General features: G+C 68.0%; 23 protein-coding genes. 9 read left to right on the top strand and 14 right to left on the bottom strand.

All coding sequences use genetic code 11. From position 1 onward, the window contains the following. The first annotated feature begins 38 nt into the window (after positions 1 to 38). Positions 39 to 1,235, top strand: coding sequence for a BaiN/RdsA family NAD(P)/FAD-dependent oxidoreductase (locus ACW9TV_RS05740; RefSeq protein WP_494304891.1), 1,197 nt, complete (start codon positions 39 to 41; stop codon positions 1,233 to 1,235). Positions 1,236 to 1,313: 78 nt separating this feature from the next. Here the strand turns inward: ACW9TV_RS05740 and ftsH are convergent, their stop codons facing one another. After that, on the bottom strand, positions 1,314 to 3,266 hold the full coding sequence (ftsH, locus tag ACW9TV_RS05735) for an ATP-dependent zinc metalloprotease FtsH (protein WP_494304890.1): 1,953 nt from the start codon (positions 3,264 to 3,266) through the stop codon (positions 1,314 to 1,316). A gap of 163 nt (positions 3,267 to 3,429) precedes the next feature. Continuing rightward, positions 3,430 to 4,125, bottom strand: a complete 696-nt coding sequence (locus ACW9TV_RS05730; RefSeq protein ID WP_494304889.1) for a DJ-1/PfpI family protein — start codon at positions 4,123 to 4,125, stop codon at positions 3,430 to 3,432. Between the two features lie 2 nt (positions 4,126 to 4,127). Between ACW9TV_RS05730 and ACW9TV_RS05725 the strand changes: the two genes are divergently transcribed. Beyond that, positions 4,128 to 4,586 (top strand): MmcB family DNA repair protein, encoded by a 459-nt coding sequence (locus tag ACW9TV_RS05725; protein ID WP_494305044.1) that lies wholly within the window; start codon positions 4,128 to 4,130, stop codon positions 4,584 to 4,586. A gap of 55 nt (positions 4,587 to 4,641) precedes the next feature. Next, positions 4,642 to 5,010: a VOC family protein gene (locus tag ACW9TV_RS05720; RefSeq protein WP_494304888.1), complete on the top strand. Its 369-nt coding sequence runs from the start codon at positions 4,642 to 4,644 to the stop codon at positions 5,008 to 5,010. A 31-nt stretch (positions 5,011 to 5,041) separates the two neighbouring features. Here the strand turns inward: ACW9TV_RS05720 and ACW9TV_RS05715 are convergent, their stop codons facing one another. Beyond that, positions 5,042 to 5,359 carry a 2Fe-2S iron-sulfur cluster-binding protein gene (locus tag ACW9TV_RS05715; protein WP_494304887.1) on the bottom strand — a complete coding sequence of 106 codons (318 nt, stop codon included), beginning with the start codon at positions 5,357 to 5,359 and terminating at the stop codon, positions 5,042 to 5,044. Positions 5,360 to 5,477: 118 nt separating this feature from the next. Here ACW9TV_RS05715 and ACW9TV_RS05710 point away from each other — a divergent pair, with 118 nt between their 5' ends. The 4 genes from ACW9TV_RS05710 to ACW9TV_RS05695 all read left to right on the top strand — a co-directional run bounded on the left by ACW9TV_RS05710 (position 5,478) and on the right by ACW9TV_RS05695 (position 9,489). Then, positions 5,478 to 6,095 (top strand): DNA-3-methyladenine glycosylase family protein, encoded by a 618-nt coding sequence (locus ACW9TV_RS05710; protein WP_494304886.1) that lies wholly within the window; start codon positions 5,478 to 5,480, stop codon positions 6,093 to 6,095. Continuing rightward, positions 6,092 to 6,895, top strand: coding sequence for a TrmH family RNA methyltransferase (locus tag ACW9TV_RS05705; RefSeq protein WP_494304885.1), 804 nt, complete (start codon positions 6,092 to 6,094; stop codon positions 6,893 to 6,895). The genes ACW9TV_RS05710 and ACW9TV_RS05705 overlap by 4 nt, the downstream gene beginning before the upstream one ends. A gap of 43 nt (positions 6,896 to 6,938) precedes the next feature. Beyond that, complete coding sequence (locus tag ACW9TV_RS05700; RefSeq protein WP_494304884.1) at positions 6,939 to 7,751, top strand: acyl-CoA thioesterase; 813 nt, start codon at positions 6,939 to 6,941, stop codon at positions 7,749 to 7,751. 61 nt (positions 7,752 to 7,812) lie between these two features. Then, positions 7,813 to 9,489: an N-acyl-D-amino-acid deacylase family protein gene (locus ACW9TV_RS05695; protein ID WP_494304883.1), complete on the top strand. Its 1,677-nt coding sequence runs from the start codon at positions 7,813 to 7,815 to the stop codon at positions 9,487 to 9,489. A gap of 16 nt (positions 9,490 to 9,505) precedes the next feature. Here the strand turns inward: ACW9TV_RS05695 and ACW9TV_RS05690 are convergent, their stop codons facing one another. Both ACW9TV_RS05690 and ACW9TV_RS05685 read right to left on the bottom strand, forming a co-directional pair. After that, a complete protein-coding gene (locus tag ACW9TV_RS05690) occupies positions 9,506 to 10,834 on the bottom strand; it encodes an amidohydrolase (RefSeq protein WP_494304882.1) in 1,329 nt (442 codons plus the stop codon). A 59-nt stretch (positions 10,835 to 10,893) separates the two neighbouring features. Continuing rightward, positions 10,894 to 11,286 carry a metallopeptidase family protein gene (locus ACW9TV_RS05685; RefSeq protein ID WP_494304881.1) on the bottom strand — a complete coding sequence of 131 codons (393 nt, stop codon included), beginning with the start codon at positions 11,284 to 11,286 and terminating at the stop codon, positions 10,894 to 10,896. A 21-nt stretch (positions 11,287 to 11,307) separates the two neighbouring features. Between ACW9TV_RS05685 and ACW9TV_RS05680 the strand changes: the two genes are divergently transcribed. After that, positions 11,308 to 11,598 carry a 4a-hydroxytetrahydrobiopterin dehydratase gene (locus tag ACW9TV_RS05680; RefSeq protein WP_494304880.1) on the top strand — a complete coding sequence of 97 codons (291 nt, stop codon included), beginning with the start codon at positions 11,308 to 11,310 and terminating at the stop codon, positions 11,596 to 11,598. A gap of 52 nt (positions 11,599 to 11,650) precedes the next feature. Here ACW9TV_RS05680 and ACW9TV_RS05675 read toward each other — a convergent pair whose 3' ends face one another. The 6 genes from ACW9TV_RS05675 to ACW9TV_RS05650 all read right to left on the bottom strand — a co-directional run bounded on the left by ACW9TV_RS05675 (position 11,651) and on the right by ACW9TV_RS05650 (position 17,810). Beyond that, on the bottom strand, positions 11,651 to 12,433 hold the full coding sequence (locus tag ACW9TV_RS05675; protein WP_494304879.1) for an SDR family NAD(P)-dependent oxidoreductase: 783 nt from the start codon (positions 12,431 to 12,433) through the stop codon (positions 11,651 to 11,653). A 71-nt stretch (positions 12,434 to 12,504) separates the two neighbouring features. Next, positions 12,505 to 13,404 (bottom strand): DMT family transporter, encoded by a 900-nt coding sequence (locus tag ACW9TV_RS05670; RefSeq protein ID WP_494304878.1) that lies wholly within the window; start codon positions 13,402 to 13,404, stop codon positions 12,505 to 12,507. 2 nt (positions 13,405 to 13,406) lie between these two features. Then, complete coding sequence (purH, locus tag ACW9TV_RS05665; protein WP_494304877.1) at positions 13,407 to 14,981, bottom strand: bifunctional phosphoribosylaminoimidazolecarboxamide formyltransferase/IMP cyclohydrolase; 1,575 nt, start codon at positions 14,979 to 14,981, stop codon at positions 13,407 to 13,409. A 128-nt stretch (positions 14,982 to 15,109) separates the two neighbouring features. Further along, entirely contained in the window at positions 15,110 to 16,927 is a 1,818-nt protein-coding gene (locus tag ACW9TV_RS05660) for a heparinase II/III family protein (RefSeq protein ID WP_494304876.1), read from the bottom strand. Further along, a complete protein-coding gene (gene rpe, locus ACW9TV_RS05655) occupies positions 16,927 to 17,583 on the bottom strand; it encodes a ribulose-phosphate 3-epimerase (protein ID WP_494304875.1) in 657 nt (218 codons plus the stop codon). Before rpe ends, ACW9TV_RS05660 begins: the two co-directional genes overlap by 1 nt. Before the next feature lie 50 nt (positions 17,584 to 17,633). After that, complete coding sequence (locus tag ACW9TV_RS05650) at positions 17,634 to 17,810, bottom strand: DUF1289 domain-containing protein (protein ID WP_494304874.1); 177 nt, start codon at positions 17,808 to 17,810, stop codon at positions 17,634 to 17,636. 96 nt (positions 17,811 to 17,906) lie between these two features. On the opposite strand from ACW9TV_RS05650, the gene ACW9TV_RS05645 reads away from it, so the two are divergent. Further along, positions 17,907 to 18,587 carry a DUF2490 domain-containing protein gene (locus tag ACW9TV_RS05645; protein ID WP_494304873.1) on the top strand — a complete coding sequence of 227 codons (681 nt, stop codon included), beginning with the start codon at positions 17,907 to 17,909 and terminating at the stop codon, positions 18,585 to 18,587. A 9-nt stretch (positions 18,588 to 18,596) separates the two neighbouring features. Here the strand turns inward: ACW9TV_RS05645 and ACW9TV_RS05640 are convergent, their stop codons facing one another. From ACW9TV_RS05640 to ftsZ, 3 genes are all read right to left on the bottom strand, one after another. Then, a complete protein-coding gene (locus ACW9TV_RS05640) occupies positions 18,597 to 19,226 on the bottom strand; it encodes a DUF4230 domain-containing protein (RefSeq protein WP_494304872.1) in 630 nt (209 codons plus the stop codon). Beyond that, positions 19,223 to 20,104 (bottom strand): MBL fold metallo-hydrolase, encoded by an 882-nt coding sequence (locus ACW9TV_RS05635; RefSeq protein ID WP_494304871.1) that lies wholly within the window; start codon positions 20,102 to 20,104, stop codon positions 19,223 to 19,225. Before ACW9TV_RS05635 ends, ACW9TV_RS05640 begins: the two co-directional genes overlap by 4 nt. 95 nt (positions 20,105 to 20,199) lie before the next feature. After that, positions 20,200 to 21,792, bottom strand: coding sequence for a cell division protein FtsZ (ftsZ, locus tag ACW9TV_RS05630; RefSeq protein ID WP_494304870.1), 1,593 nt, complete (start codon positions 21,790 to 21,792; stop codon positions 20,200 to 20,202). Positions 21,793 to 21,823: the final 31 nt, after the last annotated feature.

The following is a 21,823-nucleotide window of genomic DNA, read 5'->3' as shown; positions in this document are numbered from 1 at the left end:
CGCTTTTTCGGAAGGCGGCAACCGGCTAGGGCCAGCCTATGCACGATCTGGCGGACCTTGACGCGATCATCCTGGGCGGCGGCGCCGCAGGCCTGATGTGCGCGGCGACCGCCGGCCAGCGCGGCGCGCGGGTGATGCTGGTGGATCATGGCGCCGAACCGGGGCGGAAGATCCTGATTTCCGGCGGGGGCCGCTGCAACTTCACCAACATCGGCGCTGGCGCGGATCGCTATCTTTCCGCCAACCCGCATTTCGCGAAAAGCGCGCTGGGGCGTTACCGGCCGGCGGATTTCCTGGAACTGGTCGAACGGTACGGCATCGCCTGGCATGAAAAGACGCTGGGGCAATTGTTCTGCGACGGATCCGCCCGGCAGATCCTGACGATGCTGATGGACGAATGCGCAGCGGGCGGCGTGGCGTTTGCCCTGGGCCAGCCAGTTGCGGATGTGGCGCATGCGGACGGGCGGTTCCGGGTGCGCGTGGGCGGGCGGGAACTGACGGCGCCGGCCCTGGTTCTGGCGACGGGCGGGCCATCCATTCCGAAGCTGGGCGCCAGCGATTTCGCCTATGGGATCGCCCGCCGGTTCGGCCTGAAGATCGTGCAGCCGCGCCCGGCGCTGGTGCCGCTGACGCTGCCCGCCGAAGAGGCCCTGTTCCGCGAGCTTTCAGGCGTGGCGACCGAAGTGGTGGCGCGGGCCGGCAAGGCCGCCTTCCGGGAAGCGGCGCTGTTCACCCATCGCGGTCTTTCCGGGCCGGCGATCCTGCAGATATCCTCTTACTGGCAGCCGGGAGAGGCTATCGGCATCGATTTCCTGCCCGATGCAGCGCCGGGCTGGCTGGCGGAAGCCAAGCGGGCGCGGCCGAATGCGGCGCTGCGCAGCGTGCTGGGCGGGCTTCTGCCGCAACGGCTCGCGGATGTGCTGGCGGACAGGCTGGAAGTCGGCGAACTGCATGCCGCCAGGGATGCAGCGCTGGCGGGCGCGGAACGACAACTGGCCGACTGGCGCTTCCGCCCGAACGGCACGGAAGGGTTCGCCAAGGCCGAAGTGACGGTGGGCGGCATCGCGACCGACGGGCTATCCCAGCGCACGATGGAAGCGAAGCGGATGCCGGGCCTCTACTGCATCGGCGAAGCGGTGGACGTGACCGGCTGGCTGGGCGGCTATAATTTCCATTGGGCCTGGGCCAGTGGCTTTGCAGCCGGCGAAGCGATTGCGGCGCGAGCCGGGGGCTGAACCACACTGGCCGAAGACGGCGCCGTGACAGCCCGGGGGGTGTGCGCCCCCCGGTTCCCGGGCCCAGGTGCCTGCCGATCAGGCCTGCGGCGCGATGTCCCCCAGGCCCGACCCGCGGCGGCGGCCGGTCTTGGGAAGGCCGGAAACGCCACCTGCGCCCAGCGGGGGCAGCTTGTCGGCGGCGTCGGGGCGATCGATCTGTTCGCCCCGGATCACCTTCTGGATCTCGTCACCCGTCAGCGTTTCATATTCCAGCAGCGCCTGCGCGACAGCTTCCAGTTCGCCGGCATGGTCGGTCAGGATCTGCTTGGCCTTGTCATAGCCTTCGATCACCAGACGCTTCACTTCGGCGTCGATCATCTCGGCGGTCTTTTCGCTGACATTCTGCTGCCGGCTGACGGAATGGCCCAGGAACACTTCTTCCTGGTTTTCCACATACAGCAGCGGACCCAGCTTGTCGGACATGCCCCACTGGGTGACCATCGCCTTGGCCAGGTTGGTCGCCATCTGGATGTCGCCGCTTGCCCCCGAGGTGACCTTGTCGTGGCCGAAGATCAGTTCCTCCGCCACGCGGCCGCCCATGGCGACGGACAGGTTGGCGTACATCTTGTCTCGGTGGAAGGAATAGCTGTCGCGTTCCGGCAGGCGCATCACCATGCCCAGCGCGCGGCCGCGCGGGATGATGGTGGCCTTGTGGATCGGATCCGACGCCGGCTCGTGCAGACTGACGACGGCATGCCCGGCCTCGTGGTAGGCGGTCAGCTTCTTCTCGTCCTCGGTCATGACCATGGATTTGCGCTCCACGCCCATCATGACCTTGTCCTTGGCGTCCTCGAACTCGGCCATGCCGACGAGGCGCTTGGACCGGCGGGCGGCCAGCAGCGCCGCCTCGTTCACGAGGTTGGCGAGATCGGCGCCGGAAAAGCCCGGGGTGCCGCGCGCGATGGTGCGGGCATCCACGTCGGGCGCAAGCGGGACCTTGCGCATATGCACCTGCAGGATGCGGATGCGACCTTCGATATCCGGCCGGCCCACGGTGATCTGGCGATCGAAGCGGCCGGGCCGCAGCAGCGCCGGATCCAGCACGTCGGGCCGGTTGGTGGCGGCGACGATGATGATGCCTTCATTAGCGTCGAAACCGTCCATCTCGACCAGCAGCTGGTTCAGCGTCTGCTCGCGCTCGTCGTTGCCGCCGCCCAGACCGGCGCCGCGATGGCGGCCGACCGCATCGATTTCATCGATGAAGATGATGCAGGGCGCGTTCTTCTTCGCCTGTTCGAACATGTCGCGCACACGGCTTGCGCCGACGCCCACGAACATTTCCACGAAGTCGGAGCCGGAAATGGTGAAGAAGGGCACGTTCGCCTCACCCGCGATGGCGCGGGCCAGAAGCGTCTTGCCGGTGCCCGGCGGGCCCACAAGCAGCGCGCCCTTCGGAATCTTGCCGCCCAGGCGGTGGAACTTGGAGGGATCCTTCAGGAAGTCGACGATTTCCTGCAGTTCCTCGCGCGCTTCATCGATGCCGGCGACATCATCGAAGGTGACGCGGCCATGCTTTTCGGTGAGAAGCTTCGCGCGGGATTTGCCGAACCCCATGGCGCCCCGGCCCTGGCCGTTCTGCATCTGGCGCATGAAGAAGATCCAGATACCGATCATGATCAGGAACGGCAGCGCGCCCACGATCACCTGCTGCAACAGGCTGGGGCGATCTTCCGGCACGGCGTCGAACTTCACATTCTTGCTGCGAAGCCGTTCGATCAGCTGCATGTCGCCGGGGTTGTAGGTACGGAACGACTGGTCGTTCGAAAGCTTGCCGGTGATCTGGCGGCCGGCGATCGCGGCCTCCTTCACCTGACCTTCGTCGACCTTGGCGAGAAATTCGGAATAGGCGATCTCTTCCCCTGCGGCGCGGCGTTCGGAAGGGCCCTGGAACAGCTGCACGAGCAGCACCAGCGCAAGCAGGATGCCCGCCCACATCAGGATATTGCGGACGAGAGGCGACGGCGGCTTGCGGTTGTTGTTGTCTGCCATGGGAACCTTTCCAGTCAGCGCAATGTAGGGACGATGTTGCGCCACTGCAATTCGGATGAATCAGTCTGTCTCATTGGCGGATCCGATCAACGCCGGCCGACGTTCCCGCCCCGGGCTGGACAATCCGCATGGGCCGGAACATCATGAGAACATGTTGAACCGATCAGCCATCCGCCGGCCGGAAGTGGCTGGCGATCTCCGCAATCTCCGCCTCGCGCCGGGCCAGTCTGTCGGCCATCATCGCGCGGACGCGGGCCGTGATCTCTGGCCGGGCGGTGCGCGGCGTGCCGCCTGCAAGGGGTTCGGGATCATATTCGATGGAAAGCTGGATCGATTCCGCCACATCCCGGCCGAACCGCTGTTCGGCCACGCGGAAGGCGAAATCGATTCCGGAGGTGACGCCGCCCGCCGTGATGCGGTTGCGATCGACCACCACGCGCGATTCCTCGAACGACGCGCCGAACAGCGGCAGCTGGTGGCCCGACGCCCAGTAGCAGCCCGCCCGGTAGCCCCGCAGCAGCCCGGCGGCGGCAAGGATGAGGGAGCCGGTACAGACGCTGGTGACAAGCTCTGCCGTGGCGGCCTGGTCGCGCAGCCATTGCAGCACCTCCTCGTCGCGCATCACGGGCACGACCGGCGCACCGCCCGGCACGCAGAGCATGTCGAGCCTGGGGCAATCGGCGAGCGTGACGGTGGGCAGCAGCGGCAGGCCGCAGTCGCTGGGGATCGGCTCGATGCGTTTCCAGGCATAGTGCAGCACCGCCCCGGGAAGGCGCGACAGCACCTGGGCCGGGCCCGTCATGTCGAGCTGGGTCAGGCCGGGCCAGAGAAGGAAACCGATATGAAAGGCTTCGGACATTGGTGACTCCCCTCACCGCCGTTGACGTGGCCCGGGGTAGCTGCCGGCTGCTGTGGCTGCAAGGCTGGTCCCCGCTGTGCGAGGTGACCCTGGCGGACGGGCGCCGGGCGGACATCATGGCGATCAACGGGCGCGGCGAAATCCTGATCGTGGAGATCAAGGTTTCCGCGGCCGACCTGCTGGGGGACCGGAAGTGGCACCATTACCGGGATTTTGCCGACCGGTTCGCCTGGGCCGTGCCGCCGCACCTGGCGGAACTGCTGGAGGCGGAACGCTTCGCGCCGGACAGCTGCGGCCTGCTGGTGGCGGACCGCCACGAAGCGCTGTGGCTGCGCGAGGCGTGTGCGGCGAAGCTTGCCCCCGCGCGGCGGAAGGCGGTGACGCTGGCGTTCGCGCGGGCGGGCGCCGAACGGGCGCTGAGGGGGATTGATCCGGGGTTCGACGGGTTTCGGGAACGATGATGGACAGCCCCGCGCGTTCGTCTTATGTTCCAATCCGTCTGAGGGGAGAATCGCCATGATCGGATATGTGACGCTGGGCACGAACGACCTGCAGCGTGCTGCGAAATTCTATGACGCGCTCGCGGCCGAGATGGGTGTTCCACGCATGATGGAGTTCGACGGCTTCATCGCCTGGGGCATCCCCGACGGCGGGGCCGGAATCGGGCTGACCAAGCCGTACGACGGCAACCCGGCCACGGTCGGCAATGGCGTGATGGTGGCGCTGGAAGCGAGGGACAAGGAGCAGGTGCACCGCCTGCACGAGATCGCGCTGGCGAACGGCGGAACCTGCGAAGGCCCCCCCGGCCCGCGCGGCGACAGCTTCTATGCCGGTTACTTCCGCGATCCGGACGGGAACAAGCTGAACGCCTTCGTGATGGGCTGACGGGCAGAGGGCGCGGTGCGGTTGCCGGGCCTCAGTCCTCGGGCGCGATCGTCACTTTCAGGCCGTCCAGTTCGTCGCTGAACTGGATCTGGCACGACAGGCGCGAATTGGGCTCTCGGTGGTCGGAGCTGTCCAGAAGGTCCGTCTCGTCCTCGTGCGCGGGGCCGACCTTGGCGATCCAGTCCGCATCGACATGGACATGGCAGGTCGCGCACGAGCAGGAGCCGCCGCACAGGGCCAGCAGTTCGTCGAAACCGTTGTCGCGGATCACTTCCATGACCGACAGGCCCGCTTCGCCCGTGACGGCCCGTTCATTGCCCTTGCGATCGACAACGATGAGAGTTGGCATGCCTGTACTCCGGTTTGTCCGTGACCCCCACGGTTTGCATGCCTATTAGCGTGGGACATTCCATGTGCAAGACGGCCCGGCCGACGCGCCGGCGACATGGACGGAATGGAGAGGTTTCTTGGGGCTGACGGCTGAGAGGATTTCCGAGGGCATGGCCCACCTGGCCGCGGCGGATCGACGCTTCGCGGAGGCGGCCGAACGCCATGGGCCGCCCGAGCCGCGCATCCGCCCCCCGGGTTATGAGACGCTGTTGCGGGCGATCGTGAGCCAGCAGGTTTCAACCGCCGCCGCCGGCAGCATCTGGCGCAAGCTGGAAACGCAGGTGGGCGATCTGCACGATCCTGCCCGCATGATGGCCGCCAGCCCGGAAGATCTGCGCGCAGCCGGCCTTTCGCGGATGAAGGCCGGCTATGTGCACAGCCTGGCCGGGCATGTGCTGGATGGCAGCCTGCCGCTCGACGCGCTTCCGGCCGACGACGAGGCAGCGATCCTGCTGCTGTCGTCGGTGAAGGGGCTCGGGCGCTGGTCCGCCGAGATCTATCTGCTGTTCGCGGAAGGCCGCGCCGATGTGTTCCCGGCCGGCGACCTAGCCGTGCAGGTGCAGGCCGGCCGGCTGTTCCTTGACGGCGCGCGGCCGTCGGAACGGGCGCTGCGGGCACTGGCGGACGGCTGGCGGCCGCACCGGGGCACTGCGGCCCTGTTCCTGTGGCACTGCTACAACGCGCCCCCGCTATGAACGCCGCGCTGATCACATCTGCGTCGAATGCGACGCTGAAGCGGATGCGCAGCCTGCGGGAAAAGAAGTACCGCCGCGCGGAGGGCCTGTTCCTGGCCGAGGGCCTGCGCATCTGCACCGAGGCGTTGGACGCCGGCTGGGTTCCCAAGGTGCTTCTGTTCGCGCACGGCAAGGGGGATCATCCGCTGGTGCGGCGTCTGGCGCAGGCGACACTGGCCGGGGGGGGGCAGGTGGTGGAAACCACGCCGGGCCTGCTCTCCGGCGTGACGGGGAAGGACAATCCGCAGGCCGTGGCGGCCGCCTATCGGCCGCGTCCGCTGACGCTTGCCGATCTTGTGCCCGGACCGCGGACGCTTGTGGCCGAGCGGCTGCGCGATCCTGGCAATCTGGGCACGCTGCTGAGGGCCTGCGACGCGACGGGCACGGGCGCGCTGATCCTGCTGGACGAAAGCGCCGATCCGACGAGCATCGAGGCGGTGCGTGCCAGCATGGGCGCCTTCTTCACCGTGCCGTGCGTGGCGGCGACGACCGCCGAATTCCTGGCATGGAAGGCCCGACATGGCGCGACGCTGACGGGCGCAGCACTGGACGCACGGGCGGTGGATTACCGGCAGGCCCGCTATGCGCCGCCGGCCCTGCTGATGGTGGGGAACGAGGCGCAGGGCCTGCCTGAAGCACTGATGGCGGACTGCGACCAGCTGGTGATCATGCCGATGCGCGGGCGGGCCGACAGCCTGAATGTCGCCATGGCGGGCACGCTGCTGCTGTACCAGGCGCTGCACTGGCAGGAGGCTGGCTGAAGCGGGTGGTGCATTGCAGCACGGGCCGCGCTAATCCGGCCACATGTGGATCAATCTGAAGCCCGCGGGGCCCACCGCATTCGAACTGGACGTGACCCCCCCGATCGCCGTCGGACCCGCCGACAGGCTGTTCATGTTCGGCGGCGTCGGGCTGGGGGCAAGCCTGACCGCGCTGGAACAGGTGACGGGCCGCCCTGTCGTGTGGGCGACGGCCCAGTATGAAAGCTATGCCCGGCCCGGGGAGACGGTGACCTTCACCGTGGACGAGCGGGTGCGCGGCAACCAGGTGAGCCAGGCGCGGGTTTCCGCAACCGCGGGCGGACGCGAGGTGCTGAACGTCTCTGCCGCGCTGGGGCTGCGCGACCTGCCCGAGCGGGGCCAGTGGACGCTGGCGCCGCGCGTCGCCCCGCCGGAGGATTGCCGCCCGCGCCAGCTGTGGGAGGCCCGCCATCCCGACGACATCCACAGCCGGGTGGAATTCCGCATTGCAAAGGGCTCCATGCACGGACCCCGGGCCGGCGGCCATCTGGCCGAGGACGGGCGGGTGGTTATGTGGGCGCGGCCCAACCCGGCCGTGCTGGGGCCAGGGCACCCGATCGACACCGCCTTCGTCGCGGTGGTGGCGGATTATGTGCCCAGCGGCGTGGGCCCTGCGCTGGGCCGCGATGCGGGCGGCAACAGCCTGGACAATTCCATTCGCTTCCACCGCCGGGTCGAAACGGACTGGCTGCTGTGCGACGTGCAGATCCACGGCGTTGCGAACGGCTTTGCCCATGGCCGCATGCACATCTTCGCGCAGACGGGCGAACTGATCGCCACCGCCAGCCAGAGCCTGATCCTGCGGTTGTGGGACTGACTTGCCCCCGGCGGCCGCGCGTGTAGCATCCGCGCCTGATGTGGCGACGAAGGGGATGTGGATGCGGTTCGGACTTGCGTTTGCGGCATTGGCCGTTTCGGGCCCGGCGCTTGCGGCGCATGATCTGGTGATCGCCAACGGCACCGTCTACGATGGCACCGGTGCGCCCGGCTTCAGGGGCTGGGTCGCCGTGGACGGAGACCGGATCTCCGCGATCGGCAAGGGCGCCCCGCCGGCCGCGGTCCGCACGGTGGACGCCTCCGGCAAGGCCGTGGCGCCGGGCTTCGTGAACATGCTGAGCTGGGCGACCGAATCGCTGCTGGTGGACGGGCGGGGCCTTTCAGACCTGAAGCAGGGCGTGACCTTGCAGGTGATGGGCGAAGGCTGGACCATGGGCCCGCTGACGGATCCCATGCGGCAGGCGATGATCGGCCAGCAATCCAGCCTGAAGTTCGACGTGCCCTGGACGACATTGGGCGAATATCTGGCGCATCTGGAAGCGCGGGGAATCGCCCCCAATGTCGCGAGCTTCGTGGGGGCGACGACTGTGCGCATCCACGAACTGGGCGAAGGCGATGTCCAGCCCACGCCCGAACAGCTGACGCGCATGCGCGCCCTTGTGCGGCAGGCGATGAACGAAGGCGCGCTGGGTGTCGGCTCAAGCCTGATCTATGCGCCCGGCGGATATGCGCAGACGCCCGAACTGGTGGCGCTGGCCACGGAATCCGCGCGCTGCGGCGGCGGCTACATCAGCCATATGCGATCCGAAGGGGCAAATATCGAAAAGGCGCTGGACGAGCTGATCCGCATCGCCCGCGAAAGCGGCGGCCCGGCGGAAATCTACCATCTGAAACTCTCGGGCCGGGCGAACTGGGACAAGCGCGACGCCATTCTGGCGAAGATCGCGGCGGCGAAGGCCGAGGGGCTGGATATCCGCGCCAACATGTATGTCTATCCCGCCGGCGCGACCGGGCTTGACGCCAGCATGCCGACCTGGGTGCAGGCCGGCGGCGACGCGGAATGGGTGAAGCGGCTGAAGGACCCGGCGATCCGGGCGAAGGTGCTGGCTGAAATGCGCGCCGAACCGCAAGGATGGGAGAATCTGTATCGCTCCGCCGGCGATGCCTCACGCGTGTTGTTCATCGGCTTCCGCAACCCGAAACTGCGGCCGCTGATCGGCAAGACGCTGGCCGAGGTGTCCGCGATGCGCGGCACCAGCCCGGTAGACACGATCATCGACCTGGTGATCGAGGATGAAAGCCGGGTGGACACGGTCTATTTCCTGATGTCGGACGAGAATGTGGAGGCCTTTGCCGCCCTGCCCTGGGTGACGCTGGGATCGGATGCCGGGGCGCCCGCGATCGAGGGGGTGTTCCTCGAAAGCTCCGACCATCCGCGCGCCTATGGCAATGTCGCCCGCTTCCTGGGCCATTATGTGCGGGATCGGAAGGTGGACAGCCTGGAAAGCGCCATTCACCGGCTGTCGGGCCTGCCCGCCGCGCGGCTGAAGCTCGAAGGCCGGGGCACGCTGGCGCCGGGCGGGTTCGCTGACATGGTGGTGTTCGATCCGGCCACGATCCGCGACCACGCGACGTTTGCGAAACCCCAGCAATATGCGACGGGCGTTTCGCATGTATGGGTGAACGGCACGCAGGTGCTGAAGGACGGCGAGCCGACCGGCGCGACGCCGGGGCGCTTCGTGAAGGGGCCGGGCGCCGGCCGCTGCGGACCGGCCTAGCGCCCGGCATCCCGCGCTATCGGGCAGGCTTCGCGGCGAGATCCAGAACGGCGATCGTCATCGTCTGCGCACCCAGCTTCACGGCTGCTTCCCCATCCACCTTGAACAGCGGGCTGTGGTGGCTGGGAACGGCGGGGCCGCCGGCCTTTTCGGCGTCGATCGCGGCCTGCGGGGTGCCGCCCACATTGTAATAGACGCCCTTAACCCCCGGGCCGACGAGATAAGGGAAATCTTCCGCCCCCATGCCTTCGCGTGGCGTCCTGGTGAAGATCTTGTCGCCATAGGCTGTGGCGAACGCGCTCTGAAGGCGGCGCGTGAGTTCCGGATCGTTGATGTTCGGCAGCGCGCGCTCATCCTCCCGCACGGTGACGACGGGCAGCTTGTCTTCGGGCAGGCCCCATTTGCGGCCGGTCTGAACGGCGATCCGCTTGATGCCGTCGATCAGCTGGTTGCGGGTTTCCAGATCATCGGCGCGTACCGTGATGGAAAGCTCGGCGCGATCCGAGATGATGTTGTGCTTGGACCCGGCATGGAAGGCGCCGACCGTGATCACGGCGGGCTTCAGGGGCGCGATCTCCCGGCCGACGAACCCCTGCAGCGACTGCACGATGTCCGACGCGATGAAAACCGGATCCTTGCCGCTGTGCGGGCTGGCGCCATGCGCGCCGATGCCGGGCACGACGATGTCCAGCGTGTCGGCAGCCGAATAGGTCACGCCGTCCGCGAGGCCGATTGTGCCGGTGGGAATGCCGGCGGCGACGTGCCAGCCGATGGCGTAGTCGGGCTTGCCGAACCGCAGGTAGAGATTGTCCGCCATCATCTTCTTTGCGCCGCCGACGATTTCCTCGGCTGGCTGCACCACGAAGATCACCGTGCCGGACCATTTGTCCTTCAGGGCGGCCAGCTGCCGGGCGGTGGCGACGAGTCCGGTGATGTGGGTATCGTGGCCGCAGGCGTGCATCACCGGTTGCTCGACGCCGCTGCGGTCCTTCTGGCGCACCTTCGAGGCATTGGCGAGACCGGATTTTTCCTCGACGGGCAGGCCGTCCATGTCCGCGCGGAGCAGGATCACGGGGCCGGGGCCGTTCCGGAGCACGCCGACGACGCCGGTTCCGCCAACCTTTTCCGTCACCTCCATGCCCTTCACCGCGCGCAGTTCCTTCGCCATGCGCGCTGCCGTGTTCACCTCGACTGCGGAAAGTTCGGGGTTGCGGTGGAAATGATCGTAGAGCGGGGCAAGATAGGTCGCCCAGTCCTTCGCGACGGCCGCGTCGATCTCGGCGGGGGTGACGGCGGCCGCCGGGGCGGCGGTGGCGAGCAGGATGGCCGGAATCAGTCCCCGCATGGACGATACTCCCTGAATGATTGTCGTTGATTGCGCGGGACTATAGGGGGTGGCCGCGCCTAGTCCAGAGAGGCCTCGATGGCGTGCATGTCATCGTCGGACAGGCCGAAATGATGGCCGACTTCGTGCACCAGCACATGGGCCACCACCCGTTCCAGCGTGTCCTCTCCGTGCGCCCATTCGTCGAGCAGGGGGCGGCGGTAGAGGAAGATGGTGGGCGGCAACGCGCCGGTATAATCCCCGCCCGGATTGCCGACCGGGTGGCCCCAGTAGAGGCCGAGGATGTCCCATTCGCTTTCCAGCGCCATCGCGTCGATCACGTCGGCGTCCGGAAAGTCCTGCACCTTCAGGATCACGTTCGCCAGATGCTGGCGGAACAGATCGGGCAGGCGTTCGACGGCGGCTTGCGCAAGCGCCTCGATATCCGCGAGAGAGGGGGCATGACCGGACATGGGATGGAGATAGGGGCTCGGATGGCGAAGGTCGAGAAGCTTGGGGCGCATGAACGCGCGGAACTGGCAGGCGAATTGCCGGGCTGGACGCTGGAGGGCGAGCATCTGAAGCGCACGTTCCGCTTCGGGGATTTTTCCCAGGCCTTCGCCTTCATGACCCGCGTGGCGCTGCTGGCCGAAGTGCAGGATCATCATCCGGAATGGTTCAACGTGTGGAACCGCGTGGAGATCGCGCTGACCACGCATGACGCCGGCGGGCTGAGCGCCCGCGACGTGAGGATGGCGAAATCGATCGACGCGCTGCTGGACTGAGCGGCCGGTCCTTCAGGGGTGGGCGGGGGGCGAACCCCCCGCCCCGCCAGCCTCAGCGCGGCGCCATGCGGATGCCGCCGTCCAGGCGGACATCCTCGCCGTTGAAGTAGGAGTTGCGGCACATTTCCACCGCGAGCCCGGCATATTCGTCCGGGTTGCCGAGGCGCTTGGGGAACAGCACCGAGGCGCCCAGCGCGGCCTTCACATTCTCCGGCGCGCCCTGCAGCAGCGGGGTGTTGAAGATGCCCGGCAGGATGGTGTTCACGCGGATGCCTTCGCTGGACAGGTCGCGGGCGATCGGCAGCGTCATGCCGACAACGCCGCCCTTGGACGCGGAGTAGGCGGCCTGGCCGATCTGGCCGTCTTCCGCCGCGACGGAGGCGGTGTTCACGATCGCGCCACGCTCCCCGAACTCGCCGATGGGCGGCAGCGTCATCATGCCGGCCGCGGACTTGGCGATGCAGCGGAAGGTGCCGACAAGGTTGATCTGGATGATCAGGTTGAAGGCATCCAGCGGGAAATGCTTGATCTCGCCGGTTTCCTTGGCGCGGCTCGCCGTCTTGATGGCGTTGCCGGTGCCGGCGCAGTTGATCAGGATGCGTTCCTGCCCGATGGCCGCGCGGGCCTTGGCGAAGCCGGCATCCACCGACGCATCGTCGGTGACGTTCACCTGGCAGAACACGCCGCCCAGTTCGGCGGCCAGCGCCTCACCCTTTTCGGCGTTCAGGTCGAACAACGCGACCTTCACGCCCTCAGCCGCGAGGCGGCGGGCAGTGGCGGCGCCGAGGCCGGAAGCGCCCCCGGTGATGACGGCGGACAGTCCCTTGAGTTCCATTTGAATCCCTTCCCGGTTGGAAATGCGCGACATGCCTAGGCGCGGAACCCCCCGGCTTGCATCCCCAAAACTTAGGAGGGTGGACGTTTGCGTTCTTCCTGCGCCAGCGCCTGTTCCCTGAGCGCGAGGATGATGGTGGACAGAAGGATCACCGCCCCGCCGACCAGGGTGAACAGATCATATCGTTCCCCGAACAGCAGGATCCCGGCCAGCGTGATCAGGCCGAAGCGCACGAAATCGAACGGCATCACCGCCCCTGCATCGGCCAGGCTGAACGCGCGCGACAGCGCCAGCTGCCCGGCCGCCGCGCAGGCCCCCAGCGACACCAGGATCGGCCACAGATGCGCCGAAGGCCAGCTCCAGAAGGGGATGGCGAGGATCATCGAAACCGGCGTCGTCAGGATGAAGCTCCACACGGCCACCGCGCGGCTGTCGTCGGTGCCGGTCAGCTGCTTGATCGCCACATAGGAAAAGGCCGTGGCCAGCGCGGAGATGACGGCCGCCCAGAGGCCCGGCGTCATTTCGGCGGTGCCGGGGCGAAGCACCAGCAGCATGCCGGCGAACCCCATCAGCAGCGCCCCGCCCCGCACCCAGCGCACCCGTTCGCCCAGGAACAGCATCGCGCCGATCATCGCGAACAGCGGCGCGCTGTAGTTGATCGCCAGCACATTGGCGAGCGGCGCGTTGGCCACCGCGTAGAAGGTCGCGAAGGTGGCGACCACGCCGGAGGCCGCCCGTTTCATCTGGGCGGGCATCCGTTCCAGCCGGATGAGGCCAGGCGACGTCAGCACCAGCGGCATCAGCCAGAGGAGGCCGATGAAGTTGCGCCAGACGACAACGGCGAAGGGGTGCAGTTCCTGCGAGGCCAGGCGGATCATCACCCACAGCCCCGCAAAGGCGACGCAGGCGACCGCCATCCACAAGGCGCCCCGGATGTGCGGGGGCGGCAGGGGAATGCCGGATCGCGTCACTGTCAGTGGTTGAAGTGCCTGAGGCCGGTGAAGGCCATGGCGAGGCCGCGCTCGTCGGCGGCGGCGATCACTTCGGCGTCGCGCATGGAACCGCCCGGCTGGATCACCGCCGTCGCCCCTGCATCCGCGGCGGCCAGCAGGCCGTCGGCGAAGGGGAAGAAGGCGTCCGACGCGACGGCGCTGCCGATGGTGCGGGGCTGCGGCCACCCGGCGGTTTCGGCGGCTTCCTTCGCCTTCCAGGCGGCGATCCGGGCGCTGTCCACCCGGCTCATCTGCCCGGCGCCGATGCCGGCGGTCGCCCCGTCCTTCGCATAGACGATGGCGTTGGATTTCACATGCTTGGCGACGATCCAGGCGAACATCATGTCGTTCAGTTCCTGCGGCGTCGGCGCGCGCTTCGTGACGATTTTCAGCTCGTCCACCAGTCTGTTGTCGCGCGTCTGCAGCAGGAAGCCGCCGGACACCGTCTTCAGCTGGAAGCCGATGCGGGCCGGATCCAGCAGCGGCGCGAGCAGCAGACGGAGATTCTTCTTGCGCGCCACCGCTGCACGGGCGGCTTCATCGGCGGCAGGCGCGATGATCACTTCGGTGAACAGTTCGGTGATGGCTTCCGCCGTGGGGCCGTCCAGCGCGCGGTTGAGCGCGATGATCCCGCCGAAGGCCGAAACCGGGTCGGTGGCCTTCGCGGCCTCATAAGCCTCGATGAGGGTGGGCGCGCTGGCGACGCCGCAGGGGTTGGCGTGCTTGATGATGGCGACCGTCGGTTCCTTGTCACGGAATTCCGAGATCAGGTTGAAGGCCCCGTCGGCGTCGGCGATGTTGTTGTAGGACAAGGCCTTGCCCTGCACCAGTTCGGCGCTGGCGATGCCGCCGGGGCGCGCCTGCGCGGCATAGAGCGCGGCTTCCTGGTGCGGATTCTCACCGTAGCGCAGCATCTCGACCCGGCGCATCACCACCGGGAAGGTCGCCGGATACATCTCCTGCTGGTCGGCAAAGGCAAACCAGCTGGCGATCGCGGCATCATAGGCAGCGGTCGCCTGGAACGCCTTCGCCGCAAGGCGGCGGCGGGTTTCGAGGCTGAGCCCGCCCTGACCCAGTTCCCCGGTCAGCGCCGCATAATCCGCCGCGTCGGTCACGCAGGCGACGAATTCATGGTTCTTCGCGGCCGAACGAACCATGGAAGGCCCGCCGATGTCGATGTTCTCGATCACCTCGTCGCGCGGGGCGCCCTTCGCCACGGTCGCCTCGAACGGATAGAGGTTGATCACCACCATATCGATGGGCGGGATTCCGTGCGCTGCGGCGGCCGCCTGATGCTCGGCATTGTCCCTCAGCGCCAGCAGCCCGCCATGCACCCTGGGGTGCAGGGTCTTGACCCGGCCGTCCATCATCTCGGGAAAGCCGGTGTGCTCGGACACGTCCGTCACGGCCAGCCCTGCCTCGCGGAGCGCCTTCGCGGTGCCGCCGGTGCTCAGCAGCTCCGCCCCATGCGCGGCGAGCGCCCGGGCGAATTCCACAAGGCCCGACTTGTCGGACACGGACAGCAGGGCGCGACGAATGGGCAGGCGGTTGGTCATGACGTGGGGACTCGCTTGTATCTGGCGTATCTGCGCGCCCCGGTGCCTTACACGACGCGAAGGCGCAAGTTTCTGGCAGCCATGCAGGACGGCGAAATCGCCCGCGCCGAGGGCAGAGGGCCTGACGGCTATTGCTTCTTGAAGCTCCAGCTCACGTCCGCGGCCTTGCCCGGTTCGACGAGGGTGGTCAGCAGGATCTGCTGGATTTCGTGGGTTTCGCCCTCGCTGTCCACGAACAGGCTGGGTTCGATGGCCAGCAGGCCGGGCGCATGGTTGAAGCTGGCGCGGACGGCCCAGGCGATGGCCGGATCGCGCCCCTGCCCCGGAATGCGGATCAGCGCGCCCTTGCCATCCTGCGTGGGGGTGGCGGTGGCGCCCGGCCCCAGGTGGAATCGGATGGCAATGGGCAGCGATTCGCGCTGGCGGACGCGCGCCAGCGTGCCCTTCACCGGCAGCAGATGGTCCTCGCCGCGCAGGTCGGTGCCGTCCGGGTTCAGCCACAGGCGGCGGAGATGGTCGTATCCGTGGCGGCGGCGATAGCCATCGTGCCGGCCTTCCAGCCACTGGCCGTCGCGCGTCAGGCGGGCCTCCACCAGCACTTCCTCCACCCCGCCCAGCCGGCGCAGGCCGCCATCGTGCAGGCGGCTGCTGTTGGTATCCGCCAGCACCAGCGTGCTGTGCCCGGCGGTGGAACGAAGCCCCATCACCAGTTCGGGGGGGAAGTTGCGCGACCCCCGCGACCCGTTTTCCGCCCCGCAAGAGACGACGACGGGGCGCCTGTCGTCCGAGAAGGTGAAGGCGAGCGTGGAGGCATGGGTGGCGGGGTTGAGGCGTGCGGGCGGCGGCGGCCCCGCATCGACGACGAGACGCACGCTGCCGGCGGCAAGCCGCTGGAATCCGGATGAACGTGGCGGCGGCGTATCGAGCGGCTTCACATTCAGCCGGTCAAGCTGGGCGGCATCGGGCTGGCCGCCGTGCCAGGCTGACGGCAGCCCATCCCCCAGCGCCAGTGCGCCGAGCGTGGTCCGGGCGAGTTCCAGCGTCCGCGCGACAGGCTCGGACGGCTTCTGCATTCGTGCGGCGTGGAAGGCGGCCAGCACCAGCATCTGGTCCGCGATCTCCGCCAGATGCAGCGGCGACCGGGCGACGGGCGCGCCATCGGCGGTCAGCAGGGCGGCCAGCACCTCGTCCAGCAGGGCCAGCGCACGCGGCAGACGTTCGTCGCCACCCGGCAGCATCAGCGCTGCCGCGACGAGACCGGAGACGGCCACGAGTTTCGGCAGGCCGGGTTGCATGCGCGGCGCGGCGCGATCCAGATGCCGCGACCAGCGGGCGATCCCGTTCAGCACGGCCGAGCGATGGACATGATCCTTGCCCGGCATCACCAGCGGCGCGTGCAGGATCGCCATCTGGATGCGCATGCCCGTGCAATCCGGCGCCCAGGCTTCCTCGTCATACTCGTGGAAACGGGCGAGCCAGCGCCGGGCGAGCGCTTCGGCCCGGGCCGCTTCGGCCGCGGTGAGGTCGACCATGGAAAGATCACGCAGCCAGCCCCAGCCATGCACCCAGCGCCGCCAGCCTTCGGGGGCGTCGGGATTGTCGAGCCGCGCATCCAGCATGCCCTGGCCATAGCCGCCGCGGAACAGCCGGCCGCCCTTCAGCCGCTGTGCGATAGCCGGATCCCCGGGAACGGGATCGTCCGGCACGGCGATCAACTTCAGCGGAAAACGGCCCTTCAGCCGCATGCGGTGGAAGGGCGAGGCGAACGAGAGACGGTCCAGCCGATCCGACAGCCGCTCCGAAAGGGAGGGGCCGCGATCGCCGAGGTTGCGGGTCAGCCGGAATGCATCCGAGCCAGGTTCGGCGGAATCGGGCGCGTCAGGCTTCACAGTTTCAGCAGGCTCCACCATGTCAGACTGCGGAACCTGCTTTTCCGCGCCGGGCATCACGCCGCCTTCAGCGCCGCGATGTTGGCGGCATACTGGCCGGGCCCGCCCCGGAAGCTGGCGGTGCCCGCGACCAGCATGGTCGCGCCGGCTGATACCAGTCGCCCGGCATTGCCGGCATCCACGCCGCCGTCCACTTCCAGTTCGATCGCCTTGCCGCTCATGTCGATGCGCCTGCGGATCGCCTCGATCTTGGGCAGCGCGCTTTCGATGAAGCTCTGCCCGCCGAAGCCGGGGTTCACGCTCATCACCAGCACGAGATCCAGCAGATCCAGCACATGATCCAGCGAATCCAGTGGCGTGGCCGGGTTCAGCACCACGCCGGCCTGCTTGCCCAGCGCCCGGATGCGCATCAGCGTGCGGTGCAGGTGCGGCCCGGATTCCGGGTGAACCGAAAGGATGTCGGCGCCGGCTTCCGCGAACGCCTCCACCAGCGCATCCGCCGGGGTCACCATCAGATGCACGTCGAACGGCTTGGTGCTGTGCGGGCGAAGTGCCTTCACCACCATTGGCCCGATGGTGAGGTTCGGGACGAAATGATTGTCCATCACGTCCACATGGATCCAGTCCGCGCCGGCGGCGTCGATGGCGCGGACCTCTTCCCCCAGCTTCGAGAAATCGGCGGACAGGATGGAGGGGGCGATGCGAACCGGCATGGTCGATCGTTAGCCTTTGGCCGATTCGCAGCCAAGTGCTGATTGCCGGTTCAGCGGCGAATTCTGGCGGCCGACCGCGCGAGAATCGCCACCCGCTCCGAATTGGGCGCGACGGGCCAGGCGGCGATCTCCTCCAGGGTCCGGCCGCAGCCCGTGCAGAGGCCGCGCCTGACCCGGCAGATGTTGCGGCAGGGGGATGCAACCGCGGAGGCGACAGGCTCGATCATCGCCTGTCTGTGGAGTCTCCCGCCTGTCATGGGAAGAGGGCATCGGCGTGCAGAATGGGGCTTGCACCGGACCTGTGATCTGCCAATGCGACCGACATGACAGTTCTACGTCATTTTTCTTACAGCGCCGCGCTCTGCGCGCTGCTTGCGGCGGCCGCCCCCGCCCTGGCGGACGACGATGCGCAGGTCTGGCTTTCGCTGACTGCGACGAAGCGGCTTTCGGACAGCTTCGATGCCGTGGTCGACATGAACAGCCGCTATTTCGACAACGCCGCGCACTACGGCCATTTCCAGGTGCGGGGCATGATCGGCTGGAAGCCGGATGACAACGGGCTGCTGGGCGTCGGCTACAGCTATGTCTGGAACCGGAGCCTGACCGGCAGTGTGGTGCGCGAACATCGCATGTTCCAGCAGGCGAACTACGACATCCTGACCATCGGCAAGGCAGAGCTTGTCGGCCGCACACGGCTGGAACAGCGCTGGTTCAGCAATCTGGACGGCGCGACCTGGCGGCTGAGGCAGCAGATCCGGCTGAACGTGCCGCTGCAAGGCCCCAAGGGCCTGAAGGCGATCGTCCACACAGAGGGTTTCGTGCTTCTGTCCACGCCGGCCGGCGGCGCGGATGAGGGCGTGAACCAGATCCGCACCTTCGCCGGGCTGGGCATTCCCATGGGCCGGCACCTGTCGCTGGAAGCCGGCTATCTGAACCAGTCAGTCGTCGCCGGGACGGACCGGATGAACCATGCGCTGAGCCTGGGACTCGGCGCGAAATTCTAGGCGTCCCGCCTAGCGGCTGACGGCCACCTTCGCATCCGCATAGCCCGCCGCCACCAGAGGCATGCGGAACGTGGTTTCGAGCGCCTGGTCGGCGGCGTGATCGGCCATGGCGATCAGATCGCGCGCGCGGGCCTGCGCCGCGAATTGGCCGGGGGCCTTCGCCTCGTTGTCGCGCTTCAGGTTCGCGCTCACGTCGGTCAGCACAGTCTGCCAGCCATTGTCCTGGAAGGTCTGCGCGTTCGCCCATTCGATGCTGGCCGGCATCGGCTCCACCGGGGGGCGGCGCACGCTCAGCAGCTGTGCTTCGGGATTCCACTGAAGATCGGCGGCCTTCAGCTTCGACAGATCCACCACATAGGTCACCGTGGCCGGCAGGATCGCCGTCTGCCGTGTCGTGGCGACGGTGATCGGCCCCAGCGTTGTCGCCCGCTCAGACGTGACGGGCTGCACCAGCCGCGCCGTCAGCACCAGCAGCTTCTGCTGCCGCTGCACCGAAACGAGCATGGCGCCCAGGAAATCCGGCTGCTCGCACAGGCCAACGGCGATGCAGGCCTCTCGCCGCCGGTCCGGCCCGGCAGCCCAGCCGATCAGCGCCAGCAGGATCGCCGCCGCGCCGACGACGGACAGAAGTCGTTTCATGCCAGCGCCTCCCAGGTTTCGCCCGCCCGCACGACACGGCCGCGCGCCTCCAGATCGATCAGATGCGCGAGAACGCTGCGCCCCGCCGCCGGCCACAGCCGACGGTCAACCGAGGCGTACATCTGGCCCACCATTTCGGGAACCTCGCGTGGGCCCGCCGCAAGCTGGGCAAGGATCTGCGCTTCGCGCTGGCGGCGATGGCCCATCAGGTGCCGCACCCAGCGCTGAGGCTCCTCAACCGGCGCGCCATGGGTGGGATAGTAACGGGTGTCGGAGCGGTCCATCAGCTTCTGGAGCGAGGCCATGTAGGCCGCCATGTCGCCGTCCGGCGGCGCGACGACCGTTGTCGACCAGCCCATCACATGATCGCCCGTGAACAGCGCCCGTTCCTGTTCCAGTGCGAAGCACAGGTGATTGGACGTATGGCCCGGCGTGTGAACCGCGGCCAGCGTCCACCCGGGGCCGGACACGGCTTCGCCATCGGCAAGCACCCGGTCAGGGGCGTAACCGGGATCGAAGCCGGCATCGGCACGTGGCCCGTCGTCGCTGAGGACGAGCGGGGCGCAGCCGACGATGGACCCGCCCAGCCGGGCCTTCAGCGGGATGGCCCCCGGGGAATGATCCATGTGGGTGTGGGTGATCAGCAGGTGGGTGACGGTCTCGCCCGCGACGGCGCTTGCGACCGCTTCCAGATGGGCGTCATCGGCCGGGCCCGGATCGATGATGGCGACTGCGCCCTGCCCCACGATGTAGGTTCCGGTGCCCAGGAAGGTGAAGGGCGAAGGATTGTGCGCCAGCACCCGGCGGACCAGCGGGGACAGGCGCTCGACCTGGCCATAGGGGGCCTCTGCCACCAGCTTCTCATATTCGGCGTTCATTGCCGAACGGACTTAGAAAGGCCGCCGGCAAAAGAAAAGCGGGCGACCCTGACAGGGTCGCCCGCGTGCGCCGGATATTCGCTGTCCGGCCGGTCTCAGTTGCGCTGACGGCGCATGAAGGGCGGGATACGGGTTTCTTCCTCGTCCGCACCCATCTCGGGCTCCGGCGCCAGAGTCTCGACCGGGGGTTCCTCGACCTTCGGCTTGCGCGACAGGTGCATCATCCGCTCGAACAGGGTCTGGCGGCGCTGAACCGGCTCGGGCTGGGGCGCGCGGCGCTCGGCTTCGGGCAGTTCCAGCCGGGCGGGCGCCGGCAGCGGCAGCTCCGCGACGACCGGCGGGGCCTCAGGCTCGGGCAGATCGAGCTCGGCCTCGACCGGATCACCCAGTTCCAGGATGTCCTCGTCCGACAGGCTCACATCCTCTTCCATCAGCGGATCGGCAGAGGGCGCGTCGCCGGGGGCCGGGGCTTCATCCGACGCAGCCGGGCGGAAGGTGCCCGCAGGGGTTCCGAAGATTCCGGCCGCCATGGGCCCGGCGGCCGGCGAGGTCTGCGGGCGGAAGCCACCGCCGCCACCCCCACCGCCGCCGAACGGCGGGGTCGGATCGACTTCGCCCGCGCCGGGGGCTGCGGGCGGCACGATCTGCGGCCTGGCGCCGAAGATCTGGGCGCCGGCCGACGGACGCTGCTGGCCGCCGGCAACGCCGGGAATCGACTGCTGGTTGCCTTCGATCCCGGTGGCGACGACGCTGACGCGCATCTTGCCGTTCAGATCGTCGTTGAAGGCGGAGCCGACGATGATGTTGGCGTCCGGGTCCACCATTTCGCGGATGTGCTGGGCGGCTTCTTCCACTTCCATCAGGCCCAGATCCTCGCCGCCGGTGATGTTGATGATCACCGCCTTGGCGCCGCGCAGGGACACTTCATCGAGCAGCGGGTTCGAAATGGCCTTTTCGGCGGCTTCGATCGCGCGGCGGTCGCCCTCCGCCTCGCCGGTGCCCATCATCGCCTTGCCCATTTCCGACATCACGGTGCGGACGTCGGCGAAGTCCAGGTTGATGAGGCCGGGCAGCATCATCAGGTCGGTGATGCCGCGCACGCCCTGGTTCAGCACCTGATCCGCCATTGAGAAGGCCTGTTTGAAGGTCGTCTGCTGGTTGGCGATCAGGAACAGGTTCTGGTTCGGGATCACGATCAGCGTGTCGACATGGCGCTGAAGTTCCGCGATGCCTTCCTCGGCAGACCGCATCCGCTTCAGCCCTTCGAAGGCGAACGGCTTGGTGACGACGCCCACCGTCAGCACGCCGCGTTCGCGCGCCGCGCGGGCCACCACCGGGGCCGCGCCCGTGCCCGTTCCACCCCCCATGCCCGCCGTGATGAAGCACATGTGCGCACCATCCAGGACATGATCGATTTCGCCCAGCGCCTCTTCCGCGGCGGCCGCGCCGATTTCCGGCCGCGCACCCGCGCCCAGCCCCTGCGTGATCTTCAGACCCAGCTGGATGCGCGTCTGCGCCGGGCTCAGCGCCAGCGCCTGCGCATCGGTGTTGGCCACCACGAAGTCCACGCCCTGCAGGCCGTCGTTGATCATGTTGGCGACGGCATTGCCGCCCGCGCCGCCAACGCCGATCACGCTGATGCGGGGCTTCAGTTCCACAAGGCTGGGTTTCACGAAATCGAACGACATGGGTGGGCTCCTCGTCAAAGGCTGGGTCTGG

This window comes from Sandaracinobacter sp. T42 (genome assembly GCF_059115405.1).
Note: the sequence above shows the minus strand (reverse complement) of the source record. Positions and strands in the feature narration are given on the sequence as shown.

What these genes read in the sequence shown, in the direction of transcription:
- ACW9TV_RS05740 (WP_494304891.1), top strand. Translation starts at nt 39, where the DNA reads ATGCACGATCTGGCGGACCTTGACGCGATCATCCTGGGCGGCGGCGCC.
- ftsH (WP_494304890.1), bottom strand. Translation starts at nt 3,266, where the DNA reads ATGGCAGACAACAACAACCGCAAGCCGCCGTCGCCTCTCGTCCGCAAT.
- ACW9TV_RS05730 (WP_494304889.1), bottom strand. Translation starts at nt 4,125, where the DNA reads ATGTCCGAAGCCTTTCATATCGGTTTCCTTCTCTGGCCCGGCCTGACC.
- ACW9TV_RS05720 (WP_494304888.1), top strand. Translation starts at nt 4,642, where the DNA reads ATGATCGGATATGTGACGCTGGGCACGAACGACCTGCAGCGTGCTGCG.
- ACW9TV_RS05715 (WP_494304887.1), bottom strand. Translation starts at nt 5,359, where the DNA reads ATGCCAACTCTCATCGTTGTCGATCGCAAGGGCAATGAACGGGCCGTC.
- ACW9TV_RS05705 (WP_494304885.1), top strand. Translation starts at nt 6,092, where the DNA reads ATGAACGCCGCGCTGATCACATCTGCGTCGAATGCGACGCTGAAGCGG.
- ACW9TV_RS05700 (WP_494304884.1), top strand. Translation starts at nt 6,939, where the DNA reads ATGTGGATCAATCTGAAGCCCGCGGGGCCCACCGCATTCGAACTGGAC.
- ACW9TV_RS05695 (WP_494304883.1), top strand. Translation starts at nt 7,813, where the DNA reads ATGCGGTTCGGACTTGCGTTTGCGGCATTGGCCGTTTCGGGCCCGGCG.
- ACW9TV_RS05690 (WP_494304882.1), bottom strand. Translation starts at nt 10,834, where the DNA reads ATGCGGGGACTGATTCCGGCCATCCTGCTCGCCACCGCCGCCCCGGCG.
- ACW9TV_RS05685 (WP_494304881.1), bottom strand. Translation starts at nt 11,286, where the DNA reads ATGTCCGGTCATGCCCCCTCTCTCGCGGATATCGAGGCGCTTGCGCAA.
- ACW9TV_RS05680 (WP_494304880.1), top strand. Translation starts at nt 11,308, where the DNA reads ATGGCGAAGGTCGAGAAGCTTGGGGCGCATGAACGCGCGGAACTGGCA.
- ACW9TV_RS05675 (WP_494304879.1), bottom strand. Translation starts at nt 12,433, where the DNA reads ATGGAACTCAAGGGACTGTCCGCCGTCATCACCGGGGGCGCTTCCGGC.
- purH (WP_494304877.1), bottom strand. Translation starts at nt 14,981, where the DNA reads ATGACCAACCGCCTGCCCATTCGTCGCGCCCTGCTGTCCGTGTCCGAC.
- ACW9TV_RS05660 (WP_494304876.1), bottom strand. Translation starts at nt 16,927, where the DNA reads ATGCCCGGCGCGGAAAAGCAGGTTCCGCAGTCTGACATGGTGGAGCCT.
- rpe (WP_494304875.1), bottom strand. Translation starts at nt 17,583, where the DNA reads ATGCCGGTTCGCATCGCCCCCTCCATCCTGTCCGCCGATTTCTCGAAG.
- ACW9TV_RS05650 (WP_494304874.1), bottom strand. Translation starts at nt 17,810, where the DNA reads ATGATCGAGCCTGTCGCCTCCGCGGTTGCATCCCCCTGCCGCAACATC.
- ACW9TV_RS05645 (WP_494304873.1), top strand. Translation starts at nt 17,907, where the DNA reads ATGACAGTTCTACGTCATTTTTCTTACAGCGCCGCGCTCTGCGCGCTG.
- ACW9TV_RS05640 (WP_494304872.1), bottom strand. Translation starts at nt 19,226, where the DNA reads ATGAAACGACTTCTGTCCGTCGTCGGCGCGGCGGCGATCCTGCTGGCG.
- ACW9TV_RS05635 (WP_494304871.1), bottom strand. Translation starts at nt 20,104, where the DNA reads ATGAACGCCGAATATGAGAAGCTGGTGGCAGAGGCCCCCTATGGCCAG.
- ftsZ (WP_494304870.1), bottom strand. Translation starts at nt 21,792, where the DNA reads ATGTCGTTCGATTTCGTGAAACCCAGCCTTGTGGAACTGAAGCCCCGC.